Source organism: Pseudomonas psychrophila (assembly GCF_001043005.1).
Classification (GTDB): domain Bacteria; phylum Pseudomonadota; class Gammaproteobacteria; order Pseudomonadales; family Pseudomonadaceae; genus Aquipseudomonas; species Aquipseudomonas psychrophila.
Map to the genome: position 1 here is coordinate 84,739 of NZ_JYKZ01000014.1, position 23,391 is coordinate 108,129.

Annotated in this window: 17 protein-coding genes and 1 riboswitch; of the genes, 10 read left to right on the forward strand and 7 right to left on the reverse strand. The window is 59.1% G+C overall.

The genetic code is table 11. The annotated features are described in order from the left end of the window. Nucleotides 1-15: 15 nt before the first annotated feature. The 4 genes from TU76_RS21855 (at nt 16) to trhA (ending at nt 9,479) form a co-directional block, all read left to right on the forward strand. Complete coding sequence (locus TU76_RS21855) at nt 16-2,073, forward strand: methyl-accepting chemotaxis protein (RefSeq protein WP_019828020.1); 2,058 nt, start codon at nt 16-18, stop codon at nt 2,071-2,073. A 27-nt stretch (nt 2,074-2,100) separates the two neighbouring features. After that, nucleotides 2,101-7,992: an Hpt domain-containing protein gene (locus TU76_RS21860; protein WP_048352499.1), complete on the forward strand. Its 5,892-nt coding sequence runs from the start codon at nt 2,101-2,103 to the stop codon at nt 7,990-7,992. Further along, nucleotides 7,985-8,431: a chemotaxis protein CheW gene (locus TU76_RS21865; RefSeq protein ID WP_048352500.1), complete on the forward strand. Its 447-nt coding sequence runs from the start codon at nt 7,985-7,987 to the stop codon at nt 8,429-8,431. Before TU76_RS21860 ends, TU76_RS21865 begins: the two co-directional genes overlap by 8 nt. Before the next feature lie 430 nt (nt 8,432-8,861). Then, on the forward strand, nt 8,862-9,479 hold the full coding sequence (gene trhA, locus TU76_RS21870) for a PAQR family membrane homeostasis protein TrhA (protein WP_019828014.1): 618 nt from the start codon (nt 8,862-8,864) through the stop codon (nt 9,477-9,479). A 1-nt stretch (nt 9,480) separates the two neighbouring features. Here the strand turns inward: trhA and TU76_RS21875 are convergent, their stop codons facing one another. Together TU76_RS21875 and TU76_RS21880 are read right to left on the reverse strand one after the other, a co-directional pair. Then, nucleotides 9,481-10,338: a formate/nitrite transporter family protein gene (locus tag TU76_RS21875; protein ID WP_037032665.1), complete on the reverse strand. Its 858-nt coding sequence runs from the start codon at nt 10,336-10,338 to the stop codon at nt 9,481-9,483. A 169-nt stretch (nt 10,339-10,507) separates the two neighbouring features. Further along, the gene (locus tag TU76_RS21880) at nt 10,508-10,909 is read right to left on the reverse strand and encodes an acyl-CoA thioesterase (RefSeq protein ID WP_019828012.1); all 402 of its coding nucleotides are present in this window, start codon (nt 10,907-10,909) and stop codon (nt 10,508-10,510) included. A gap of 183 nt (nt 10,910-11,092) precedes the next feature. Further along, nucleotides 11,093-11,199: riboswitch (S-adenosyl-L-homocysteine riboswitch) on the forward strand. Between the two features lie 22 nt (nt 11,200-11,221). On the opposite strand from TU76_RS21880, the gene ahcY reads away from it, so the two are divergent. From ahcY to TU76_RS21900, 3 genes are all read left to right on the forward strand, one after another. Further along, entirely contained in the window at nt 11,222-12,631 is a 1,410-nt protein-coding gene (ahcY, locus tag TU76_RS21885; protein WP_019828011.1) for an adenosylhomocysteinase, read from the forward strand. 103 nt (nt 12,632-12,734) lie between these two features. Then, nucleotides 12,735-13,580, forward strand: a complete 846-nt coding sequence (metF, locus tag TU76_RS21890; RefSeq protein ID WP_046809475.1) for a methylenetetrahydrofolate reductase [NAD(P)H] — start codon at nt 12,735-12,737, stop codon at nt 13,578-13,580. A gap of 359 nt (nt 13,581-13,939) precedes the next feature. Continuing rightward, nucleotides 13,940-15,793, forward strand: coding sequence for an RNA helicase RhlE2 (locus TU76_RS21900; protein ID WP_019828008.1), 1,854 nt, complete (start codon nt 13,940-13,942; stop codon nt 15,791-15,793). Between the two features lie 162 nt (nt 15,794-15,955). On the opposite strand, the gene TU76_RS21905 is transcribed toward TU76_RS21900, so the two are convergent. Both TU76_RS21905 and TU76_RS21910 read right to left on the reverse strand, forming a co-directional pair. Beyond that, nucleotides 15,956-16,531, reverse strand: coding sequence for a YceI family protein (locus TU76_RS21905; RefSeq protein ID WP_019828007.1), 576 nt, complete (start codon nt 16,529-16,531; stop codon nt 15,956-15,958). Nucleotides 16,532-16,563: 32 nt separating this feature from the next. Continuing rightward, on the reverse strand, nt 16,564-17,115 hold the full coding sequence (locus TU76_RS21910; protein WP_019828006.1) for a cytochrome b: 552 nt from the start codon (nt 17,113-17,115) through the stop codon (nt 16,564-16,566). A 273-nt stretch (nt 17,116-17,388) separates the two neighbouring features. Here TU76_RS21910 and TU76_RS21915 point away from each other — a divergent pair, with 273 nt between their 5' ends. Both TU76_RS21915 and TU76_RS21920 read left to right on the forward strand, forming a co-directional pair. Next, nucleotides 17,389-18,795, forward strand: a complete 1,407-nt coding sequence (locus tag TU76_RS21915; RefSeq protein WP_019828004.1) for an adenosylmethionine--8-amino-7-oxononanoate transaminase — start codon at nt 17,389-17,391, stop codon at nt 18,793-18,795. Between the two features lie 79 nt (nt 18,796-18,874). Continuing rightward, the gene (locus TU76_RS21920; protein ID WP_048352501.1) at nt 18,875-19,594 is read left to right on the forward strand and encodes a 16S rRNA (uracil(1498)-N(3))-methyltransferase; all 720 of its coding nucleotides are present in this window, start codon (nt 18,875-18,877) and stop codon (nt 19,592-19,594) included. A gap of 212 nt (nt 19,595-19,806) precedes the next feature. Here the strand turns inward: TU76_RS21920 and TU76_RS21925 are convergent, their stop codons facing one another. From TU76_RS21925 to TU76_RS21935, 3 genes are read right to left on the reverse strand one after another with little or no spacing between them, the layout of a single operon-like run. Further along, nucleotides 19,807-20,709, reverse strand: coding sequence for a transporter substrate-binding domain-containing protein (locus TU76_RS21925; RefSeq protein WP_019828001.1), 903 nt, complete (start codon nt 20,707-20,709; stop codon nt 19,807-19,809). Nucleotides 20,710-20,733: 24 nt separating this feature from the next. Continuing rightward, nucleotides 20,734-21,084 carry a RidA family protein gene (locus TU76_RS21930; protein WP_019827999.1) on the reverse strand — a complete coding sequence of 117 codons (351 nt, stop codon included), beginning with the start codon at nt 21,082-21,084 and terminating at the stop codon, nt 20,734-20,736. Nucleotides 21,085-21,114: 30 nt separating this feature from the next. Next, a complete protein-coding gene (locus TU76_RS21935) occupies nt 21,115-22,347 on the reverse strand; it encodes a D-amino acid dehydrogenase (RefSeq protein WP_019827997.1) in 1,233 nt (410 codons plus the stop codon). Between the two features lie 109 nt (nt 22,348-22,456). Here TU76_RS21935 and TU76_RS21940 point away from each other — a divergent pair, with 109 nt between their 5' ends. Continuing rightward, nucleotides 22,457-23,368, forward strand: coding sequence for a LysR family transcriptional regulator (locus tag TU76_RS21940; RefSeq protein WP_046809472.1), 912 nt, complete (start codon nt 22,457-22,459; stop codon nt 23,366-23,368). Nucleotides 23,369-23,391: the final 23 nt, after the last annotated feature.

Genomic DNA, 23,391 nt, shown 5'->3' on the forward strand with positions numbered 1-23,391 from the left:
CTCAGGACCTGATTGATGACCACAGCCAATACCGCTAAACCAATGGAAGGGTCGCGCAGTCGTTCGCAGATCATCGTGCTTTTTATCGCCCTGATTGTGTTCATCATGCTGTTGTTCGCCAACTTTGCTTACCTCAACACCCAATCCAATTACGACAAGCAATACATCAGCCACGCAGGTGAGTTGCGGGTCCTGTCCCAGCGTATCGCCAAAAACGCCACCGAGGCCGCAGCCGGTAAAGCTGCCGCGTTCAAGTTGCTGATCGATGCGCGAAACGATTTCAGCCAGCGTTGGGGCTATCTGAAAAAAGGTGATGCGGTGACGGGTCTACCTCCCGCACCGCCAGCCGTGCACAAGGAAATGCAGGCGGTACAGCGTGACTGGGAGCTGTTGCTGAGCAACGTCAACGCCATTTTAGCCAGCGAGCAAACCGTACTGTCGCTGCATCAAGTGGCCGCGACACTGGCCGAAACCGTGCCGCAGCTGCAGGTCGAATACGAAAAAGTCGTCGAAATCCTCTTGCAGCGTGGCGCGCCGGCCAGCCAGGTGGCGCTGGCGCAGCGTCAGTCATTACTCGCCGAGCGGATTCTGGGTGCAGTGAATACGGTGTTGGCCGGCGATGAAAATGCAGATCAGGCCGCCGGTGCTTTTGGGCGTGATGCCAACCGCTTCGGGCAAGTGCTGAACGGCATGCTGGAAGGCAATGACGGGATGAGGATTACCCAGGTCGAAGACAAGGATGCCCGCGCCCGCTTGCAGGAAATTTCCGAGCTGTTCCAGTTTGTGTCCGGTTCAGTGGATGAAATCATTGAAACCTCGCCGCAGCTGTTCCACGTACGGGAAGCCGCAAACACCATTTTCAGCCTGTCACAAACCCTGCTCGATGAAGCGTCGACCCTGGCCAACGGCTTTGAAAATCTTGCCACCGGGCGCTCTCTCGACATCATTGGCGGTTACGTACTGGGCTTGCTGGCACTGGCATCTATCATCCTGATCGGGTTGGTGATGGTGCGCGAAACCAATCGCCAACTGCGTGAAACGGCTGAAAAGAACGAGCGAAACCAGAACGCGATCATGCGCTTGCTGGACGAAATTGCCGACTTGGCCGACGGTGATCTGACGGTGACGGCCTCTGTCACCGAAGATTTTACGGGGGCCATCGCCGACTCCATCAACTACTCGATCGACCAACTGCGCGAACTGGTGGCCACGATCAACCACACAGCAGGCCAGGTCGCGGCCGCCGTGCAGGAAACCCAGGCCACAGCCATGCAGCTGGCCGAGGCCTCTGAGCATCAGGCCCAGCAAATTGCCGAGGCTTCGGGAGCCATCCAGCAAATGGCCCACTCCATCGATCAGGTGTCGGCCAACGCGTCGGAGTCTTCTGCGGTGGCGGAGCGCTCCGTGGCGATTGCCAACAAGGGCAATGAAGTGGTGCACAACACCATTCATGGCATGGACAACATTCGCGATCAGATTCAGGACACTGCCAAGCGGATCAAGCGCTTGGGCGAGTCTTCCCAGGAAATCGGCGACATTGTCAGCCTGATTGATGACATTGCCGATCAAACCAATATTCTGGCGTTGAACGCGGCCATTCAGGCCTCGATGGCGGGTGACGCCGGTCGCGGGTTTGCCGTGGTCGCCGACGAAGTACAGCGTCTGGCCGAACGTTCCTCGGCGGCTACACGGCAAATCGAAACCCTGGTGCGGGCCATTCAGGCCGACACCAATGAGGCGGTGATTTCCATGGAGCAAACCACCACCGAGGTGGTGCGGGGTGCCCGTCTGGCCCACGACGCCGGTGTGGCGCTGGAGGAGATCGAAGGCGTGTCGCAAAACCTGGCGGACCTGATTCAAAGCATTTCCAACGCCGCACAGCAGCAGACCACGTCGGCAGCGCAGATTTCCCTGACCATGAACGTCATTCAGCAAATCACCAACCAGACTTCGTCTGGGTCCACTGCGACCGCCGACAGCATCGGTAATCTGGCCAAAATGGCCAGTCAACTGCGGCGCTCGGTATCCGGCTTCACATTGCCCGCACCGCCAAAAGACCTTGGGCCACAGTAATGCGCTGCAATTCTGAATGGAGTCGTTATGGTTGACCGGCACGACTATGTGGCTCTTGAGTGGGTCAAAGGCGAAATTGCTCACACACTGAAACAGGCCCGAGTGGCACTGGATGCCTACGCGCAACAGCCTGCCGCCCACACGCTGGAGCAGTGTCTGGCCTGTATCCATCAGGTGCATGGCAGCTTGCTGATGGTCGAATTCTACGGCGCAGCCTTGCTGGCTGAAGAGATGGAGCAACTGGTTGTTGCCTTGCGAGAGGGCCGCGTCAGCCAGCTTGAGGAAGCCCTGCGGTTACTGCAGCAAGCGTTCAGCCAATTGCCGTTGTACCTGGACCGTGTGCACAGCGCCCGACGCGATTGGCCATTGGTGGTGTTGCCATTGCTCAATGACTTGCGCAGCGCCCGTGGCGAAGCCCTGCTCTCGGAAACCAGCCTGTTCAGCCCGCCCTTGCAGGTATTGCCCCCACTGGACCAGACCGCCCTGGCCCGTTTGCTCCCGGCTGACTTGCCCCGTGAGCTGCGGATTCTGCGGCATACCCTGCAGACCGCGTTTCTGGGTTTGCGCCGTGGGGAGGCCGTGCAGGCCAATCTGGAAATAATGGCTGGCGTGTTCGCGCGGCTTCAAAGCCTGTGCCTGGGGTCGCCTCTCAACGCATTGTGGAAAATAGCCGCAGCCCTGGTCGACGGCATGCTTAAAGGCCGCGTGCCCAACAGCCCGGCTCTGCGCAGCCTGCTTAAAAAGTCTGACAAGGAGCTCAAGCGCCTGCTGGAGCAGGGCATCGAGGCCATTAACCAGCCTGCGCCCGAAGAACTGCTCACCAGCCTGCTGTTTTACATCGCCAAGGCCGAGCACCCGACTTCGAAAATGCTCGCCTTGAAGAACCATTACGAACTGGACCAGGCCATGCCCGATGCGGCGATGGTCGATGAGGAGCGCGCGCGATTGGCGGGCCCTGACCGCGACGCGATGCGCTCTGTGGTCGCGGCCTTGTGCGAAGAGCTGGTGCGGGTCAAGGAACGCCTCGATCTGTTTGTGCGCAGCGACCGCTTGCACGTCTCGGAGCTGAGCAGCCTGATGGCACCGTTGCGTCAGATCGCCGATACCCTGGCGGTGCTGGGGTTTGGTCAGCCGCGAAAAGTCATCATCGACCAACTGGCGGTGATGCAGAGCCTGGCCCAGGGCCAGCGCGAGCCTACCGATGCGGTGTTGATGGATGTCGCGTCGGCCCTGCTTTACGTCGAAGCCACCTTGGCTGGCATGGTCGGCAGCGTTGAGCCTTCGCAGCGCGAAGAAAGCCGTTTGCCCACGACCGACTTGATGCAGATCCATCAGTTGGTGATCAAGGAGGCGCGCATCGGCCTTGAGGACGTCAAGGACCTGATCACTGACTACCTGACGGCAGGCCACGACCGCGTGCACCTGGAGCCACTGCCCGCATTGCTGACACAAATTCGTGGCGCGCTGGCGATGATCCCTCTGAGCCGCGCAGCCAGCCTGCTGCAAGCCTGCCATGACTATCTGTGCGAGCGCCTGCTGCAGGGCCCGGACACGCCCACCGAGCAGCAACTGGATCATCTGGCAGAAGCACTGACCAGCATCGAGTATTACCTCGAACGTCTGGCCCAAGACCCGGGTGCAGCGGGTGAACGGGTGCTGGATTGGGCCCAAAGCAGCCTGGCCAGGCTGGGTTATGTCCCGGCTGTATCCCCCGCTACCTCGCTCGATGACGTGCCCGGCCCGGCAGAACAACAGCAGATGCCGGATCTGCAGGCACAAAGCCTGGCCGACGTGCTGGCGAGTCCGCTGTCTGCGCTCAATCCGCCTGCCCGGCACATGCCCGCCAGTTTGCTGCCACCGCCGGTTGATGAAGAACCGCTGGATGAAGAATTGCTGGAAGTCTTTCTGGAAGAGACCGACGAAGTACTGATCACCCTGCACGATTGTTTGCCGCAATGGGTCGCCAATCCGGCGGACAGCGCCGCACTGGCTGAACTGCGGCGCGGCTTTCACACCCTCAAGGGCAGCGGGCGTATGGTGCGTGCGCTGGTGCTGGCGGAGTTGGCGTGGGCGGTCGAAAACCTGCTCAATCGGGTCATTGAGCGCAGCGTGGCACCGTCCCAGGAGATCTATCAACTGCTCGAAGACGTGCTGGTGATGCTGCCCGAGTTGATCCAGGCGTTTGCCGAGCAAAGCCAGCGTCAGCGTGAAGATGTCGACCAACTGGCCGTTCGGGCACAGCGCCTGGCCAAAGGTGGGCCGCAGCCGCTATTGATCGCGCAGGACACCAGCCATTTCGACCCGCAGCTGCTGGACATCTTCCGACAGGAAGCGCAAACCCACCTTGAGCGTCTTGATCGTTTTCTGGATCGGGCCCAAGAGCAAATGCCGCTGTATGCCAGCGACGATTTACAACTGGCCATGCACACCCTTAAAGGCAGCGCGCACATGGCGGGCGTGGTGCACATGGCCGAACTGGCTGCACCACTCGATCATCTGGTCCGTGAATACAAGGCCCATCATCTTGCCCTTGGGCAGGATGAAATCGAGCTGTTGAGGGAGGCCGACGTCTTGATGCATCGCGGCCTCAAGCAGCTTGATAGCGACCCGCTGGCCGACATCAAGGGCGCCCGCTCACTGATCGAGCGCACCGAGCGCCTGATAGCCACCCGCCTTGAGACCCTGCTCAATACGCCCACCAGCAGTTGGGTGACCCAGCGCGACCCGCAACGGATTACCGAGTTTCTGGGCGAGAGCATGGACATTCTGTTTGATGCCGAAGACCTGCTTAAAAACTGGCATCAGAACCCCCAGCAGCGCGAGGGGCTCGATACCCTGTTGGACCAACTGACGGGCCTGGCCCAGGCCGCACACGTGCTTGACCTGCAGCCCATTGATGCATTGTGCGAAGCCTTGCTCGACCTGTATGGGGCTGTTGAAGAAAGCAGCCTGGCGGCCAGTGAACGGTTCTTCGAGGCGGCCGATGATGCTCAGGAAGGGCTGATCAACATGCTTGATCAACTGGCGGCGGGGCAGGAAATCATCCCGCAACCGGAGCTGATCCAGACCTTGCATGCGCTGCTGCACGAAGGGTTGGCGCCTGATGCCACGGGGCTGATACGCCGTGATGGCGGCCAGACGCTGGACATCACCGAGCTGGGTGCCGCCACCGAGCAGTTGGGCGCGGGGCAGGACGATGATGTCGACGAGGAAATTGTCGAAATCTTTCTCGAAGAGGCGGTGGATATTCTCGACAGTGTCGGGCAGGCCTTGCAGCGCTGGCTGAGCGCCCCCGACAGCCTGGCGTCCCTGACGTCCTTGCAGCGCGACTTGCACACCCTCAAGGGCGGGGCGCGCATGGCCGGGATCGAGCCCATTGCCGATCTGGCCCATGAGCTGGAGCACTTGTACGAAGGCCTGCTGGACCGGCGCCTGAGTGAAAGCCCGGCGTTGCGCCGCTTGCTTGAGCGCAGTCATGAACAACTGGCGCAGCTGCTTGAGCAGCTCAAGCACAAGCAGCCGTTGAGCGAGTCTTATGAACTGATCGAAGCTATTCGCGGATTTCGTCTTTACAGACATTCGCCTGTGGAGCCGAACAACACCGAAGCCGAGCCCAATGTCGCACTGAACACGGGCGACCCTGAGTTGCAGGATATTTTCCTCGATGAAGCTTTCGACATCCTTGAAAGCTCGGGCACGGCGTTGTCGCGATGGCAAGCCGACCCCCAGAACCACCTTGAAGTCGAAAACCTGCTGCGTGACCTGCACACCCTCAAGGGCGGCGCGCGGATGGTTGAGGTCGCTGCCATTGGCGACTTTGCCCACGAACTTGAGACTCTCTTCGAAGATATTTCAGTGGGCTTGCTGGCACCCAATGCCGAGTTGTTTGTATTGCTTGAGCGTTGCCATGACCAGTTGGCGCAAATGTTTGATGCGTTGCGCAGTGGCCAGCCGCTGCCTTCGGCCCAGGCCCTGATGGAGAAAATCCGCAGGATTGAACGCAACACCCGGCAGGAAGCCTCCGCAGCGACCAAACCGGAGCCTGTGGCGCCGCCATTGCCCGAAGGTGAGCGCACGGGGCTGGACACCCTCAAGGTGCCAGCAGAGCTGCTGGAAGACCTGGTCAACCTGGCGGGCGAAGCCTCGACCATTCGCGGGCGCGTTGAGCAGCAGGTCAACGATGGCCAGATCGCCCTCAACGAAATGCAGACCACCCTTGAGCGGATGCAGGACCAACTGCGTCGTCTCGACAGCGAAACCCAGGGCCGTCTGCACAGTCGCTCGCACACCGAAGCCGATGGCGTGGCTTACGACGAATTTGACCCGCTGGAGATGGACCGCCATTCCCTGCTGCAGCAACTGTCCCGCGCGTTGTTTGAATCGGCCTCGGACTTGCTCGACCTCAAGGCCACCCTGGCGGCACGTTATCAGGACGCCCACGGCTTGTTGCAAAAACAGGCGCGGGTAAACACCCAATTACAGGAAGGTCTGATGGGCACCCGTATGGTGCCGTTCGAGCGCGTATTGCCACGCCTTAAGCGGGTCGTGCGTCAGGTGGCCAGTGAGCTGGGCAAGCAGGTCGAATTCAGTGTGATCAACGCTGAAGCCGAAATTGACCGCAACGTGCTTGAGCGCATGGTTGCGCCGTTGGAGCACATGTTGCGCAACGCGGTGGACCATGGCCTTGAACCTGCAGACATCCGTCACGCCAGCGGCAAGCCGGAGCAGGGGTTGATCAGTCTGGAACTGTCGTACGAAGGTGGCGACGTGGTGTTCGACATGCATGACGATGGTGCCGGTGTACCGCTTGAAGCCGTGCGCCGTAAAGCCATTTTGCGGGGCCTGCTGGACCCGCAGGTGACGATCAGCGACCGCGAGGTGTTGCAGTTCATCCTGCAGCCGGGTTTCTCCACCGCAGAAAAAATCACTCAGATCTCCGGGCGCGGCGTCGGTATGGACGTGGTCCACGAAGAAGTGCGCCAGTTGGGCGGCAGCATGACCATCGACTCGGTCGCCGGGCAGGGCGTGCACTTTCAGATCCGCCTGCCCTTCAGTGTCTCGCTCAACCGGGCGCTGATGGTGCAATGCGCCGACGAGCAGTACGCCATTGCGCTCGACACTGTCGAAGGCATCGTGCGGGTCATGCCCAATGAGCTGGAGGGGTATTACCAGCTCAACCCGCCGCTGTACCACTACGGTGGGCAAACCTACGAGTTGCGTTACCTGGGCGAGCTGCTGCAAACCGTGGGCAAGCCCAAGCTTGTGGGCGAAAGCCATTCGTTGCCGGTGCTGCTGGTGCATTGCCAGGATCAGCGCGTGGCGTTGCAGGTCGACGCGCTGGATGGCTCACGAGAAATCGTGGTCAAAAGCCTCGGCCCGCAATTTACCGGGGTGCAGGGGTTGTCGGGTGCGACCATTCTGGGAGATGGCCGGGTAGTGCTGATCCTCGATCTGCTGGCCTATATTCGCGCCCACCAGGCGCGTCAGCCGTTGCAGCGGGCGCATCACGAAGCGGTCGGCGCGCTGGAATTCACCCCCGCCGTGCGTCCGACGCTGGTGCTGGTGGTGGACGATTCGGTCACCGTGCGCAAAGTCACCAGTCGGCTGCTGGAGCGCAACGGCATGAACGTTATCACCGCCAAGGATGGGGTCGATGCCATGAGCGTACTTGAAGAGCACATCCCCGACCTGATGCTGCTGGACATCGAGATGCCGCGCATGGACGGCTTTGAAGTTGCCACCCGCGTGCGCAACGACCCGCGCCTCAAGGACCTGCCGATCATCATGATCACCTCGCGCACCGGGCAAAAACACCAGAACCGTGCGATGGCTATTGGCGTCAACGACTACCTGGGCAAACCGTATCAAGAGTCGGTGTTGCTGGAACGCATCACCTACTGGAGCAAGTTTCATGCTTGATCATCGAGTGGGTAGCCTGACCGGCTTGCTGCTGCCGCTGGCCGACCGCTACCTGCTGTTGCCCAACATCGCCATTGCCGAGCTGATTGGCTGGCAGCGCGGCGACCCCAGCAGCGACTCACCACCCTGGCACCTGCGCCAGATCACCTGGCGCGACCACGAATTGCCCTTGATCAGCTTTGAAGCCGCCTGCGGCAATCCCATTGTGATTGGTGATCGAGCTCGTATCGTCGTCCTCAACACGCTGGGCGGCGACCCTCATCTGAAATTCATCGCCATGGTGGTGCAAGGCATTCCGCGCTCTTATCGCCTCGACAGCCAACTGAGCTTTGTCGACGTACCTCTCAGCCCGCTGGAGCGTGCGGCGGTGCAAGTGGGGGACCATGTGGCGAAAATCCCGGACTTGCTGGCGCTGGAGAAATTGGTGCGCGGGGGATAACGCCTGTAGATACTCTGTTGCCAACCGGCCTGTTTAGAGAAATGTGCTTCGCTAAACAGGTCGGCCTGTAGGCCGCCTCGGCGGGCCGTTGATCTTGTTTTTGCAATGGTTTTTGATCTGCCTGCCCTTCGGGAGGCCGAGCGCAGCGAGGGCCGTACGCTGGGGCAAGGCCCAGTCTCGGAAACGTCGGGCAAGGGAAAGGGATCGCTCTTATAAAATCCGCTTTTATGGGGCACATTTGCCCGTGATTCAAACACTGCGGTCTGCCATTCAAAGCGCAGTGAGGCCATCGCGAGCAGGCTCGCTCCCACAGAGGCTGAGCAAGGCTGGTTTTCGACGATCGCCGCATTGCCCTTTAACTTCGCAACCTTGACCCTTATCTAGTAACCGGGTGACACAGTCGCACTGTCAGTTCTTGAGGATGTTGCACATGTATCACGGTGAAAAGCTCAACGCCTGGACCCATCTGGTGGGTGCGGTTGCGGCAGCAGTGGGCAGTATCTGGTTGTTGGTAATGGCGTGCCTCGATGGCAGCCCGCAGAAGATTGTGAGTGTGGCGATTTATGGTGTCACGCTGGTGTTGTTGTACAGCGTATCCACCGTGTACCACAGCGTGCGCGGGCGCTCAAAGGTGATCATGCAGAAGTTCGATCACCTCTCCATTTACCTGTTGATCGCGGGCAGTTACACGCCGTTTTGCCTGGTCACGCTGCACGGGCCGTGGGGCTGGTCGCTGTTCGGGATTGTGTGGAGCATGGCGGTGATCGGCATGTTGCAGGAGATCAAGCCACGCTCCGAGGCGCGCATCCTGTCTATCGTGATTTACGCGGTGATGGGCTGGATTGTGCTGGTGGCCGTCAAGCCGTTACTCGCGGCGCTGGGCACCGCGGGCTTTATTTGGCTGGCCACGGGCGGAGTGATGTACACCGTGGGGATTATCTTTTTTGCCCTGGATCATCGTCTGCGCCATGCCCACGGCATTTGGCACCTGTTCGTGATTGCCGGCAGCCTGCTGCATTTTGTGGCCATCGCGCATTACGTCATCTGACTCAGGGCCGCTGAGCGTCTGGCGTGGGTTTTTTGGTGTCGCTGCGCACCTGCGCATGACTGATCAGGGCAAAGATAAAGCTGCCTCCGATGATATTGCCGGCCAGGGTCGGGCCGGCGAAGATCACCCAGAAGTCCTTCCAGGGCAGTTCGCCGGCGAACACCAGATACGACACTTCAGCCGTACCAACCACAATGTGGGTGAAATCGCCCAGGGCCATCAGGTACGTGATGAGGATGATGATCCACATCTTTGCGCTTTCCATGGACGGGATCATCCAGACCATGGTGGCGATCATCCAGCCCGAAATGATGCCCTTGGCAAACATCTGACTCGCGTCGTTCTCCATGACCTTGCGGCCAATTTCAAGAAAGGCCTTGTCGGTCTGGGTGTCGAAAATCGGCAGGTGCAACATGACGTAGGCCACCAGCAGAGTGCCTATCAGATTGCCGACCAGTACCACTGACCACAATCGCAACAGGCGGCCGAAATTGTTCAGGGTGGGTTTGCTCATGATCGGCAGTACGGCGGTGAGGGTGTTTTCGGTGAATAGTTGCTGGCGGGAGAGGATGACCGCTAAAAAACCTGCGCAGTAGCCGAAACTGGCGATGACCTTGAAGGCTTCGCCGCTGGGCAGTCGAGAGTTGAGCAAACCCATGGCCATAAGCGACAGGCCCATGGTGAGCCCGGCAGCCAGGGCCGACCAAAACAATGCAGCGATGCTGCGCTCCAGTTCCTGATCGCCCTGCAAACGAATGATTTCGTGCAAAACGGCAGCGCGTGGTGGCTGGTTTTTGGTGACGTCGTGCTCTTCTTCAGCCGACAGGTTGGGGGTCTTGCCGGATTTTTTCGTGTCCATGAGCTTCATGACCGTTGCGTGTTTAAAGATACGACACGCATGGACTGTAGCTGTTCACTCAAAACCTGTAGTCGCTGCCGAAGGCTGCGATGGGGCCGATGGGCCTCCAATTAAACGGGTTGCTGCGCAACCCTTCGCAGCCTGCGGCAGCGACTACACAGGTCAGGCATCACGCCTGCTCGTCATCCTGAAACTGGTCTTTGACGTATCGGATCTCGGTGCGTCCGTGGGGTGCCGGCAGGCCGTCCTCGCCCAGGTTGACGAAGACCATCTTGTCGACCGTCAGGATGCTTTTGCGAGTGATCTTGTTACGCACTTCGCAAGTCAGGGTGATGGAGGTACGTCCGAATTCAGTGGCGGTGATGCCCAGCTCGATGATGTCGCCCTGGCGTGAGGCACTGACAAAGTTGATTTCGGAGATGTATTTGGTGACCACGCGCTGGTTGCCCAGTTGGACGATGGCGTAAATCGCGGCTTCTTCGTCGATCCAGCGCAGCAGGCTGCCACCGAACAGGGTGCCGTTGGGATTGAGGTCTTCGGGTTTAACCCATTTACGGGTGTGAAAATTCATATTCGCTCCTGACCGTCTTGCCTTAGATGCCGGCCATGATGTCAGACCACGGCACTTAGCTCTATTAACCTTGGACTATGGTCTCGATAGGGTCAAAGAAAAAGCCTTGGGATCACTTGCCCGGATGGCTATAATAGCCCCCGCTTCAAAACGGTCATTTCTACCCAGTACCGTTCCCGCCACCTGTCCGAGGGGCGCTGCAGCAGGTTCAACCTGTCAGGCTCGGATGGGGCGTTGTTTGTTCAGGGTCCCCTGTTCAGGCACTAAACGCACAACGGCGCCCATTCGCGATTAAACGAATGGAGGCTCTTGATGAGCGCTGTAAACACGCCTGCAGGTTTTACCGACTATAAAGTCGCTGATATGTCCCTTGCCCAATGGGGCCGTCGCGAAACGTTCATCGCCGAGTCCGAAATGCCAGCCCTGATGGGTCTGCGCCGCCGTTATGCAGCAGAACAACCGCTCAAGGGCGCGAAGATTCTGGGCTGCATTCACATGACTATCCAGACTGCCGTACTGATCGAAACCCTGGTTGCCTTGGGTGCCGAAGTTCGTTGGTCCTCGTGCAACATCTTCTCGACTCAGGATCAGGCTGCCGCCGCTATCGCTGCTGCCGGTATCCCAGTGTTTGCCTGGAAAGGCGAGACTGAAGAAGAGTACGAGTGGTGCCTTGAGCAAACCATCCTCAAAGATGGCGAGCCTTGGGATGCCAACATGATCCTCGACGACGGCGGCGACCTGACCGAGCTGCTGCACAAGAAATACCCGGCCATGCTGAAAAAGATCCACGGCGTGACTGAAGAAACCACTACCGGTGTACACCGTCTGCTGGACATGCTGGCCAAAGGCGAGCTGATGATCCCTGCGATCAACGTGAACGACTCGGTCACCAAAAGCAAAAACGACAACAAGTACGGCTGCCGTCACAGCCTGAACGATGCCATCAAGCGTGGTACTGACCACCTGCTGTCCGGCAAGCAAGCGCTGGTCATCGGCTACGGTGACGTGGGCAAGGGTTCGGCCCAGTCCCTGCGTCAGGAAGGCATGATCGTAAAAGTGTCGGAAATCGACCCGATCTGCGCCATGCAAGCGTGCATGGACGGCTACGAAGTGGTTTCGCCGTTCATCAACGGCCAGAACGATGGTACTGCTGCCAGCATCGACGCGGCACTGCTGGGCAAGATCGACCTGATCGTGACCACCACCGGTAACGTCAACGTGTGCGACAAAAACATGCTGGCTGCGCTGAAAAAACGCGCCGTAGTGTGCAACATTGGTCACTTCGACAACGAAATCGACACTGCTTTCATGCGCAAGAACTGGGCATGGGAAGAAGTGAAGCCACAGGTTCACAAGGTTCACCGTACTGGCCTGGGCGAATTCGACCCACAGAATGATGACTACCTGATCCTGCTGGCCGAAGGTCGTCTGGTTAACCTGGGCAACGCCACAGGTCACCCAAGCCGCATCATGGACGGCTCGTTCGCCAACCAGGTTCTGGCCCAGATCTTCCTGTTCGCCCAGAAGTACGCTGACCTGCCTGCCGAGCTGCAAGCCGAGCGTCTGACTGTAGAAGTTCTGCCGAAGAAGCTGGACGAAGAAGTGGCCCTGGAAATGGTTCGCGGCTTCGGTGGCGTTGTAACGCAACTGACCAAGACTCAGGCCGACTACATCGGCGTGACCGTCGAAGGCCCGTTCAAGCCAGACGCTTACCGCTACTGATTAAAAAAGGCGGTCAGGCTTGCACTGACCGCCTTTTTTTTGTGTGAAAGTTCAGCGTCAGGGGGCGTTATAAACCCCCCTTCGCGTACGCAAGGGTATTCCCATGTCTCAAGACCGTCGTTTCAGCTTCGAGTTCTTCCCGACCAAGACCGATGCTGGACATGAAAAGCTGATGAATACGGCTCGCCAACTGGCGACCTATAACCCGGATTTTTTCTCCTGCACCTACGGTGCCGGTGGCTCGACCCGCGACCGCACGATCAATACCGTGCTGCAGCTGGAGAGCGAAGTAAAAGTGCCTGCTGCACCGCACCTGTCGTGCGTGGGTGACAGCAAGGCCGATTTGCGCGGCCTGTTGGCCCAGTACAAGGCTGCAGGTATCAAACGCATTGTTGCACTGCGTGGCGACCTGCCTTCGGGTATGGGGATGGCCAGTGGTGAACTGCGTTACGCCAATGACCTGGTGAGCTTCATTCGTGAAGAAACCGGTGATCACTTCCACATCGAAGTGGCCGCGTACCCGGAAATGCACCCACAAGCGCGCAACTTCGAAGACGATATCAACAATTTCGTGCGCAAGGCCCATGCGGGTGCTGACAGTGCGATCACCCAGTACTTCTTCAATGCCGACAGCTACTTCCGCTTTGTCGAGCGTGTTGAAGCTGCAGGCGTGATGATCCCTGTTGTGCCGGGCATTATGCCGATCACCAACTACAGCAAGCTGGCTCGATTCTCTGACGCTTGTGGCGCAGAAATCCCACGCTGGATTCGCAAGCAACTTGAAGCCTACGGCGACGACACGCAGAGCATCCAGGCGTTTGGCGAGCAGGTGATCAGCGAAATGTGCGAGCGCCTGCTGGATGGCGGCGCCCCGGGGTTGCACTTCTATACCCTGAACCAGGCTGATCCTAGCCTGGCGATCTGGAACAACCTGAAGCTGCCGCGCTGATCCACCATTGTGGGAGCGGGCTTGCTCGCGATGCATACGACGCGATCCCTTGAAAGACCGCAGCGATACCATCGCGAGCAAGCCCGCCCCCACGCGGGTTTAAAACCGTTCAGCAGCATGAAATCGGCGCGCCGTGATTGCTCTGTTATACTCCGGGCTTTCCGCCAGGCTTACGCCCGGCCGCTCGTCCTTGTACAAGCCACTCAACCCCGCTACTGCGCAGCTCTTGCCCGCGCGAGCGGTGCGCATGAGCCTTGTGGACTGGAGCAGGACCGGACGGGATTGCGTCATCTTAAACGCCATTCACGCCAGGCAAGACTATCCCTTTGGGCCAAGCCCTAACTAGAACAGGATTTCTCATGTCCTTTGCTTCCCTCGGTCTCTCCGAGGCTTTAGTCCGCGCCATTGAAGCTGCGGGCTATACCGAGCCTACTCCGGTGCAACAGCGGGCCATCCCCGCCGTGTTGCAAGGTCGCGACCTGATGGTTGCGGCTCAGACAGGTACTGGTAAAACCGGCGGCTTCGCTCTTCCGATCCTGGAAAAGCTGTTTCCCAATGGCCACCCGGACAAATCCCAGCGCCACGGCCCACGCCAACCACGCGTGCTGGTCCTGACTCCTACCCGCGAACTCGCCGCCCAGGTGCACGAGAGCTTCAAGCTCTATGCCCGCGACCTGAAGTTCGTCAGTGCTTGCGTGTTCGGCGGTGTGGGTACCAACCCTCAGGTCCAGGCTCTGGCCCGCGGTGTTGACGTACTGGTTGCTTGCCCGGGTCGGTTGCTCGACCTGGCCGGTCAAGGCAGTGTTGACCTGTCCCACGTTGAAATACTAGTGCTCGACGAAGCCGACCGCATGCTCGACATGGGCTTCGTCCATGACGTGAAAAAAGTCCTCGCGCGTCTGCCGTCCAAGCGTCAAAACCTGCTGTTTTCGGCGACGTTCTCCAAGGACATCACCGATCTGGCCGGCAAGCTGCTGCGTAACCCGGAACGTATCGAAGTTACGCCACCCAACACCACGGTTGAGCGTATCGAACAGCGCGTTTTCCGTCTGCCTGCCACCCACAAGCGTGCCTTGCTGGCGCACTTGATCACTGCAGGCGCCTGGGAACAGGTTCTGGTCTTTACCCGTACCAAGCACGGTGCAAACCGTTTGGCCGAGTACCTGGACAAGCACGGCCTCAGCGCTGTGGCCATCCACGGTAACAAGAGCCAAAACGCACGAACCAAAGCCCTGGCCGACTTCAAAGCCGGTGCCGTTCGTATTCTGGTAGCGACCGATATCGCCGCTCGCGGCCTGGATATCGATCAGTTGCCACACGTGGTCAACTTCGAACTGCCAAACGTCGATGAAGATTACGTTCACCGTATCGGCCGTACTGGCCGTGCCGGTCGTTCGGGTGAAGCGATCTCGCTGGTTGCTCCGGACGAAGAAAAACTGCTGAAAAGCATCGAGCGCATGACCCGCCAGAAAATCGCTGATGGCGATCTGATGGGGTTTGACTCCAGCAGCGTCGAGGCCGAAAAGCCTGAAGTCCGCGAGCGTCCGGATGTACGTAACCCGCGCAACACGCCGCGCGGTCCACGTGGCGACGGTCCGGGTAACCCGGGCGGTGGCGGCGGTCGTAAAGACAAAGGCAAGGAAAAGAGCAAAGAGAAGCCGGCTGCTGCTCGTGGCGAACGCCCAGCTCGTGAGCAAAAGCCACGCGAAGCTCAGCCTGCCCGTGAACAGCGTCAGCCAGCCCCTCGTTCAGACGCCAATCGTGCGCCGGACGAGTTCCGTGATGACGATGTGGATAACTTTGGTAACCGCGCTGATTACGTCAGCCCGTACCAGAACAAAAACAACCAGAGCCGTGGTCGCCGTCCGGGCGCTCCTGCAGCGGGCACTGGTTCGGGTGCAGCACCTGCCGCGCGTACCGGTGGCCGTCAAAACGCCCCGCGTACCGGCACCGGCGCGAGCACTGGCACCCCGCCAGCCAAGCGCAGCGGCCCACGCAGCGGCGCTCCACGTGACGGTCAGGCCCGTCGCGAAAACCGTCCGGCCCGTGACGATGCCCGCCAAGAGCCAGCGGTTAAAGGTCCACGGGAGAATCAGCCGAAGATCATGCACAAAGAGTCGAAAAGCGATCGCTTCCCGACGCCTGAGCAGCTCGATCAACTGCCGAACCGCCCTCGTGGCGAGAAGCCGGCACTGCTGACTCGCAACCGCTAAACACTGTGAGAGCGGGATTGCTCGCGATGGCAGCAACGCGGTCTATTGGTTAGAACGCGTTACCAGTCTCGCTGGCGAGCCAGCTTCCACAGATAAGAAGCGCAAAAAAACGCCCCGGCTTTCGCAAGCCGGGGCGTTTTTTTTAGCCGTGTAAAAGCGCTATTACTTAGCCTTCACGCCTTCCAGCGAGATGTCCAGGGTCAGCGTCTGATCCTTGCCTGGAGATTTAATGCCGAAGTCGTTCAGGTTCACAGTGGTGGTCGCGTTAAAGCCAGCGCGTTCGCCACCCCATGGATCCTTGCCTTCGCCGTTGAACGTTGCCTTGAACGTTACTGGCTTGGTCACGCCGTGCAGGGTCAGGTCGCCCGTCACGTCAGCTGTCTTGTCGCCAGTCGGGACAACTTTGGTCGACTTGAATGTCGCTTCCGGGTACTTGCTCACGTCCAGGAAGTCTTTGCTGGCGATGTGCTTGTCACGTTCTGCGTGGTTGGAGAATAGGCTGGCGGTTTTCAGGGTGACATCAATTTTGCTGTCGGCAGGCTTGGCTGCATCCCACGAGAACGTACCGCTCCAGTCCTTGAAAGTACCGTGAATGAAGCTGAAGCCCAGGTGGCTGACTTTCCAGTCGATAAAGGCGTGCTGGCCTTCCTTGTCGATGGTGTAGTCAGCAGCCATGGCCTGACCTGCGGTCAGCAGTGCAGTACCGAGAGCGAGCGCAGCGAGGGTCTTTTTCAACATGCTTTCTTTTCCTTTTGAGTTGAGGTCGAGCATCAGGCTTTGCGTCCCAGCATACGAGTCAGGGTCGCATCACGATCAATAAAATGGTGTTTCAAGGCTACTAGACCATGAAGACCTGCAAAAATCACCACGGTCCACGCCAGGTATAAATGCACGACACCCGCCACATCGGCCTGGTCGGGCAGGTTGGAAATCAGTGCAGGTACTTCAAACAGCCCGAAGACCGGGATGCCCACGCCTTCTGAGGTAGAAATCAGATAGCCCGCGATCATCACGGCAAACAGGCTCACGTACAAAAACCCGTGACCGAGCTTAGCGCCGATACGCGTTGCCCGACTGTAACTGGCCAGTGCCGGTGGGGCCGGGCTGATCCAGATCCATAGGACACGCAGCACCATCACGGCGAGAAGTGTCAGACCAATGCTTTTATGCAGGTCGGGTGCCTCTTTACGCCATGGGCTGTAGTAATCCAGACCGACCATCCATAAACCCAGGGCGAACAGTCCGAACACCACCAACGCAACAGACCAGTGCATGAAAATGCTCACCGCACCATATCGGGAAGAAGAGTTACGTAGCTGCATTGCCAACATCCTGTAGGAACTTGGATCTAAGACTAATGGTTTACCTATCGATTGAAAGCGCATTTTTTAGCTGCAAGGTATCGATAAATACGATGTGTAGCCTGTGGGGCAATAGTTAAGCAAACGTTAACAATATTTAGTGTTGTTCTTGTGTGTCTGCAAGCGTCTTAGCGTTGCATGAATTTGTAATAGGTTGTGACGCGCCTGCGGATTGCATAGGCTTGCGCGATTGTTTACCCGCACATGTCGGGAACCAGCGCCAGGAGAGTGGAAATGGGCCTGAATAATCAGTGGATGCAGCGCGACCTTGCCGTGTTATGGCATCCCTGCACCCAAATGAAGGATCACGAGCAACTGCCGTTGATCCCGATCAAGCGCGGCGAAGGCGTGTGGCTCGAAGATTTCGAAGGCAAGCGTTACCTGGATGCGGTGAGTTCCTGGTGGGTCAACGTGTTTGGCCACTGCAATCCGCGTATCAACCAGCGCATCAAGGATCAGGTCGACCAGCTGGAGCACGTGATCCTTGCCGGTTTCAGCCATCAGCCAGTGATAGAGCTGTCCGAACGCCTGGTGAAAATGACGCCAGAAGGGCTGACCCGTTGTTTCTACGCCGACAACGGTTCGTCGTGTATCGAAGTTGCGCTGAAGATGAGCTTTCACTACTGGCTCAATCGCGAACAGCCGAACAAAAAACGTTTCGTGACCCTGACCAACAGCTACCACGGCGAAACCATGGCGGCGATGTCGGTGGGTGACGTGCCGTTGTTCACCGAAACCTATAAGGCATTGCTGCTGGACACCATCAAGGTGCCTAGCCCCGATTGCTACCTGCGCCCTGAGGGCGTGAGCTGGGAAGAACATTCGCGCACGATGTTTCTGGCCATGGAGCAGACGCTGGCCGAGCACCACGACACGGTTGCGGCGGTGATCGTTGAGCCACTGATTCAGGGCGCGGGCGGTATGCGCATGTACCACCCGGTATACCTCACGCTGCTGCGCGAGGCCTGTGACCGCTACGGTGTACACCTGATCCTCGATGAGATCGCCGTGGGCTTTGGTCGCACCGGGACGATGTTTGCGTGTGAGCAGGCAGGTATCACTCCGGACTTTCTGTGCTTGTCCAAGGCACTAACCGGTGGCTATTTGCCGTTGGCTGCCTGCGTCACCACGGACGAGGTGTACAGCGCGTTCTATGACGACTACCCGACCTTGCGTGCCTTTCTGCATTCCCACAGCTACACGGGCAATCCACTGGCCTGCGCAGCGGCTTTGGCGACGTTGGATATCTTCGAAGAAGACAACGTGATCGAGAACAACAAAGCCCTGGCTCAACGCATGGCCAGCGCGACGGCGCATCTGGTTGACCATCCCCATGTCTCGGAAGTACGTCAGACCGGTATGGTGCTGGCCATTGAAATGGTCCAGGACAAAGCCAGCAAAGCGGCTTACCCGTGGCAGGAACGTCGAGGCCTGAAAGTCTTTCAGCACGCACTGGAGCGTGGCGCGCTGTTGCGTCCACTGGGCAGCGTGGTGTATTTCTTGCCGCCTTACGTCATCACCCCGGAGCAGATCGACTTTTTGGCCGAAGTGGCCAGCGAAGGCATCGATATTGCGACCCGCAACGATATCAGTGTGGCCGTGCCGTCGAACTTTCATCCGGACTTCCGCGACCCGGGCTAAACCGGGCCGTACTTATATCTACTGTGGGAGCGAGCCTGCTCGCTCCCACAGTCAGTAGTTGAACTTTCAGAGAATTTACATGAGATTGTCCCGCTTCTTTATCGACGCTCCCTTGAGCCTTGGTGAGCATGAGTTGCCTGAGGCCCAGGCGCATTACATTGGCCGCGTGCTGCGCATGGCCGAGGGCGATGCCCTGCAAGTGTTCGACGGCTCGGGCCAGGAGTTTTCAGGGCGCTTGCTGGAAGTCGGCAAAAAACGCGTGCGCGTGCTGCTGGACGAAACCTTTGCGGGGCAAGTCGAATCACCCTTGGCCATCCATCTCGGCCAGGGCTTGTCCCGTGGCGAGCGCATGGACTGGGCGATTCAAAAGGCCACCGAGCTGGGGGTGACTGAAATCACGCCGATCATGAGCGAGCGCTGCGAAGTGCGGCTCAAGGACGAGCGCGCCGACAAGCGCCTGGCCCACTGGCGGCAAGTGGCGATCAGTGCTTGTGAGCAATGCGGTCGTTCACGGGTACCGGTGATTCATCCGCCGATGATGCTCGGCGACTGGATCAAAACCACCGAAGCGGATTTGAAGCTGGTATTGCACCCGGTGTCAGAACCCTTGGCCAGCCACGAGAAACCTACGCGCCTGGCGTTCTTGATCGGCCCGGAAGGCGGCCTGACCGACAACGAAATCGACCTGGCCCAAGCCGCCGGCTACCAGCCTGCACGCCTTGGCCCACGAGTACTGCGCACCGAAACCGCCCCGGTTGTAGCCCTCGCTGTGGCGCAGCAGTTGTGGGGTGATTTCTAAGTCAGCCTCAGCCCTTTTTTGCTTTTGTGGGAGCGGGCTTGCTCGCGATTGGATCGACGCGGTTATCCAGATAAACCGCGGCGCCTGCATCGAGAGCAAGCCCGCTCCCACAGAGGGGTGTGTTAAAGCAGCACGCGCCTGAGTGCAGCAGGCGCGTCTTGGGACAGCTGGTTTGAAGGTGAGGGTGTAACGGAAGACTTTTTTTGACGCCCTTACTCCACCGGATCACTTACAGGCTTGGCGATGATTTGTTTCAGCTCGGCGGTCATCGGGAACTCAAGGTTCAGGCCGTTGGGCGGGATTGGTTGTTCGAACCAGCGCTGGTAAATGCTGGTGATCTCACCGGACTGATACAAGTCAGCCAGTGTCTTGTTCACCACCGCCAGCAACTGCGGATCGTCCTTGCGCACCATGCAGCTGTAGATTTCCCGGGATTGCTCATCCCCTACAACCACCCATTTGTGCGGATCACGGGCCTTGGCGCGTTCGCCGTAAAGCAGCGCGTCGTCCATGTAAAACGCTACGGCACGGCCGGTTTCAAGCATCTTGAAGGCTTCACCGTGGTCTTTTGCGCTGATTACGTTCATGCCCATCTTGTGGTCGGCGCTGTAGCTTTTGATAAAGCGCTCGTTGGTGGTGCCCGCCGTGGTCACGACGTTCTTGTCGCGCAAGTCATCGAAGCCTTTGATGCCGCTGTCTTTAGCGGTCAGCAACTGGCCTTTGACGTAGATAAACCCATACGAAAACGCTACCTGCTTTTGTCGCTCGGCGGTCACACCGGTTGAGCCGCATTCCAGGTCCACGGTGCCGTTCTGCACCAGCGGGATTCGGGTTTGCGAGGTCACCAGGTTGTATTTGACCTTCAGCGGTTTATCGCCCACTTGTTGCTGGATACGTTCGACGATTTTGTTCGCCAACTCCACCGAATAGCCCATCGGTTTGCCGCTGTTATCCCCGACATAAGAAAACGGTACCGACGCATCGCGATAACCCAGGGTAATACTGCCGGAGTCGGCGATTTTCTTTAGGGTGCCCTGCAAGGGCGTCTCATTGGCTTGCACGGTATGGCTTATCAACAGGCCCAGCGTGCAACTGATCAAGGTAAGTTTTTTCATGTTGTTGTTTTCCCTTAAAACAGATTAATGACGAACAGCAATCACGCTTATTTCCACCAACACCTGAGGTCGCGCCAGTTCGGCTTGCAAGGTGGTGCGGGTGGGCGCCTTGCCTGCCGATAGCCAGGCTGACCACACAGCATTCATGGCGGCAAAGTCGCGCTGAATGTTTTGCAGGTAAATAGTCGCGTTAAGGATGTGATCCTTGTCGCTGCCGGTTTCGGCCAGCAAAGCGTCGATTTTGCTCAAAACCTCTTGAGTCTGCGCCGTGATGTCCTCGCTTTGCGTGGGCACTTGTCCGGACAGAAATACCAGTGCCTCGAACGTCGCGGCGGCGCTCAAACGGTCATTGCTGTTGATGCGGTGGATCGTCATCAGGCTTTCCTTCTGGTTGGGGTGCCGCACTCAGGCAGCCAGGCCTTGCAGGTCAATGGACGTCTTGCGTTGTGCAATCAGCTCGCTCAGCAAACGCCCGCTGCCACAGGCCAGGGTGAAGCCCAGTGCGCCGTGGCCCAGGTTGAGCCACAGGTTGCGATAGCCGCTGGCGCCCAGGATGGGCACGCCACTGGGGGTTGCAGGACGCATGCCGGCCCACTCGATCGCGTCGGCATAGTTTCCCGCCTCCGGGAAAGTACTGCTTGCCAGCTGGCGCATTTGCGCCAGGCGTTGCGGGTCCGGCGAGGGGTCGAAACCGACAATGTCGACCATCGCGGCAATGCGCAGTTGTTCGCCGATGCGGGCATAAACAATTTTGCGGTCGTAATCGGTGATGCTTACGTGCGGTGCTTTTTGCGGGTCAGCCAGTGCCAGCGTGAGGCTGTAGCCCTTGAGAGGGTACAGCGGCAGGCTCAGCCCCGGCAGGCGCAGGGCCGGGCTGTTGTGCCCCGCTGCGAGCACAAGCTGATCCACTTCCAGCACCTCGTCGCCCATTTCCACCGCCTTTACTTCACCGTTGGCGTGACGAAGACGGGTGACGGTTTTACCCAGCATGAATGTGCAGCGGCCACTGGCTTTTAAGCGGGCGACCAGTTGTTGGCAGAACGCGTGGCAGTCACCGACCTCTTCGCTCGGGGTGTAGATTCCACCCACAAATGCCGAGCCCTGCAGGCCGGGCTCCAGGCTGGCGCATTCGCTGGCTGACAGCGCGTGTTGAAATGAACTGTGGATAACTTTTTTGCGGGCTTTGTCGAAATTGGCGCGCTCACGAAACGCTACCAGTTTGCCGTTGCGCTGCCAGGCGAAACCGTCCAGCTGATCCTCTTCGCGCCATTGCTGCAAAGTGGCCTGGCTAAGCAATGCCAGGCGCAATAAATGCGCGCCATTGCGCTGGTTCACCGAACCCCGGCACGCCGCAATAAACGATGCCAGCCAGCGCCATTGGGCCGGGTCCATGCGTGGGCGCAGCTTGAGTGGCGAGTCACCGCGCAGCATCCACCCTACCGCTTGCAAGGGCACCCCGGCGTCGGCCAGCGGTGCGACATAGCGATAGGAAAGCTGGCCGCCATTGGCAAAGCTGGTCTGGCTGCCCAGGGTTGGCTGGGCCTCGATCACGCTGACTTCAAAGCCGTCGCGCACCAATGCATACGCCGTTGCCAGCCCGATAACGCCCCCGCCGATGATGCAAACTCGCTTTGCCATGTCAGTCCTTAGCCCGCTGTTGAACAGGCTTCAGGTTAGGGGCAGGTGACAGGTGGCGAACAATGAATAAAGATGGTCCTCCCATAAACAAAGGTTATGGACTGCTGCCATGCGCTTGCGTCATATCGAAGTGTTTCAGGCGATTCGTCAAACCGGATCTGTGAGTGCCGCGGCGCAACTGCTGCATGTCTCGCAGCCTGCGGTGAGCAAGGTGCTGCAACACGCTGAACAGCGGTTGGGGTTCCCGCTGTTTTTACGGGTGCGCGGCAAATTGCAGCCCACCCCCGAGGCGCTGTTGCTGGAGCGCGAAGTCGACAAGGTGACCGAGAGCCTGCAAGGCGTGCAGCGTCTGGCTGAAAGCCTGCGCCGGGAGCCGGGGCATCGTTTGCGTATCGGCAGCACGCCGGCGTTGGCGTTGTCGCTGTTGCCGCCAGTGATCAGCGAGTGGACCCGTCGTTATCCCGACATCAACTGTGAGCTGGCCAGCGCCCATAGCCGTGAGCTGGTGCAAAACCTGTTGATGCGCGAACTGGACGTGGCCCTGACTTTCAAGCTCCCCGACCATCCGGGGCTCAAGGCTCGGGCGTTGGCCCACGGTGTGCTGGTAGCGCTGGCCCCGCGAGGTTACTGGGCGGATGAAAGCGAAGGCGTACCGTTGGCGCTGGATGAGTTGGCGGATGCGCCGCTGATCGGGCTGAGCAGTGCCGATCCGCTGTTTGCACGTCTGGACAGCTACCTGCAAGCCGTAGAGCCGCCGCCACGCATCAGCATCGCGGTACAGACCTATTCGCTGGCGCGGGCGATGGTGGAGTCGGGTGCGGGGTTGGCGGTGATTGATCCGTTTACGGCGTTGGGCGCTTCGCGGGCGAGCACCTTGGTCCGGCCATTGAGCCCGGCGCTGCCGATAACGCTGTACGCGTTGACCCGAGCGGACGAAGCCCCGGCGCATACGCTGGAAGGGTTGCTGCAACTGTTCGCTGAGCGTGCCAGCGAGCAGTTGCAGCGGTTGGCGGGTGGCTAACGGCATTTAAAAATTGTGGGAGC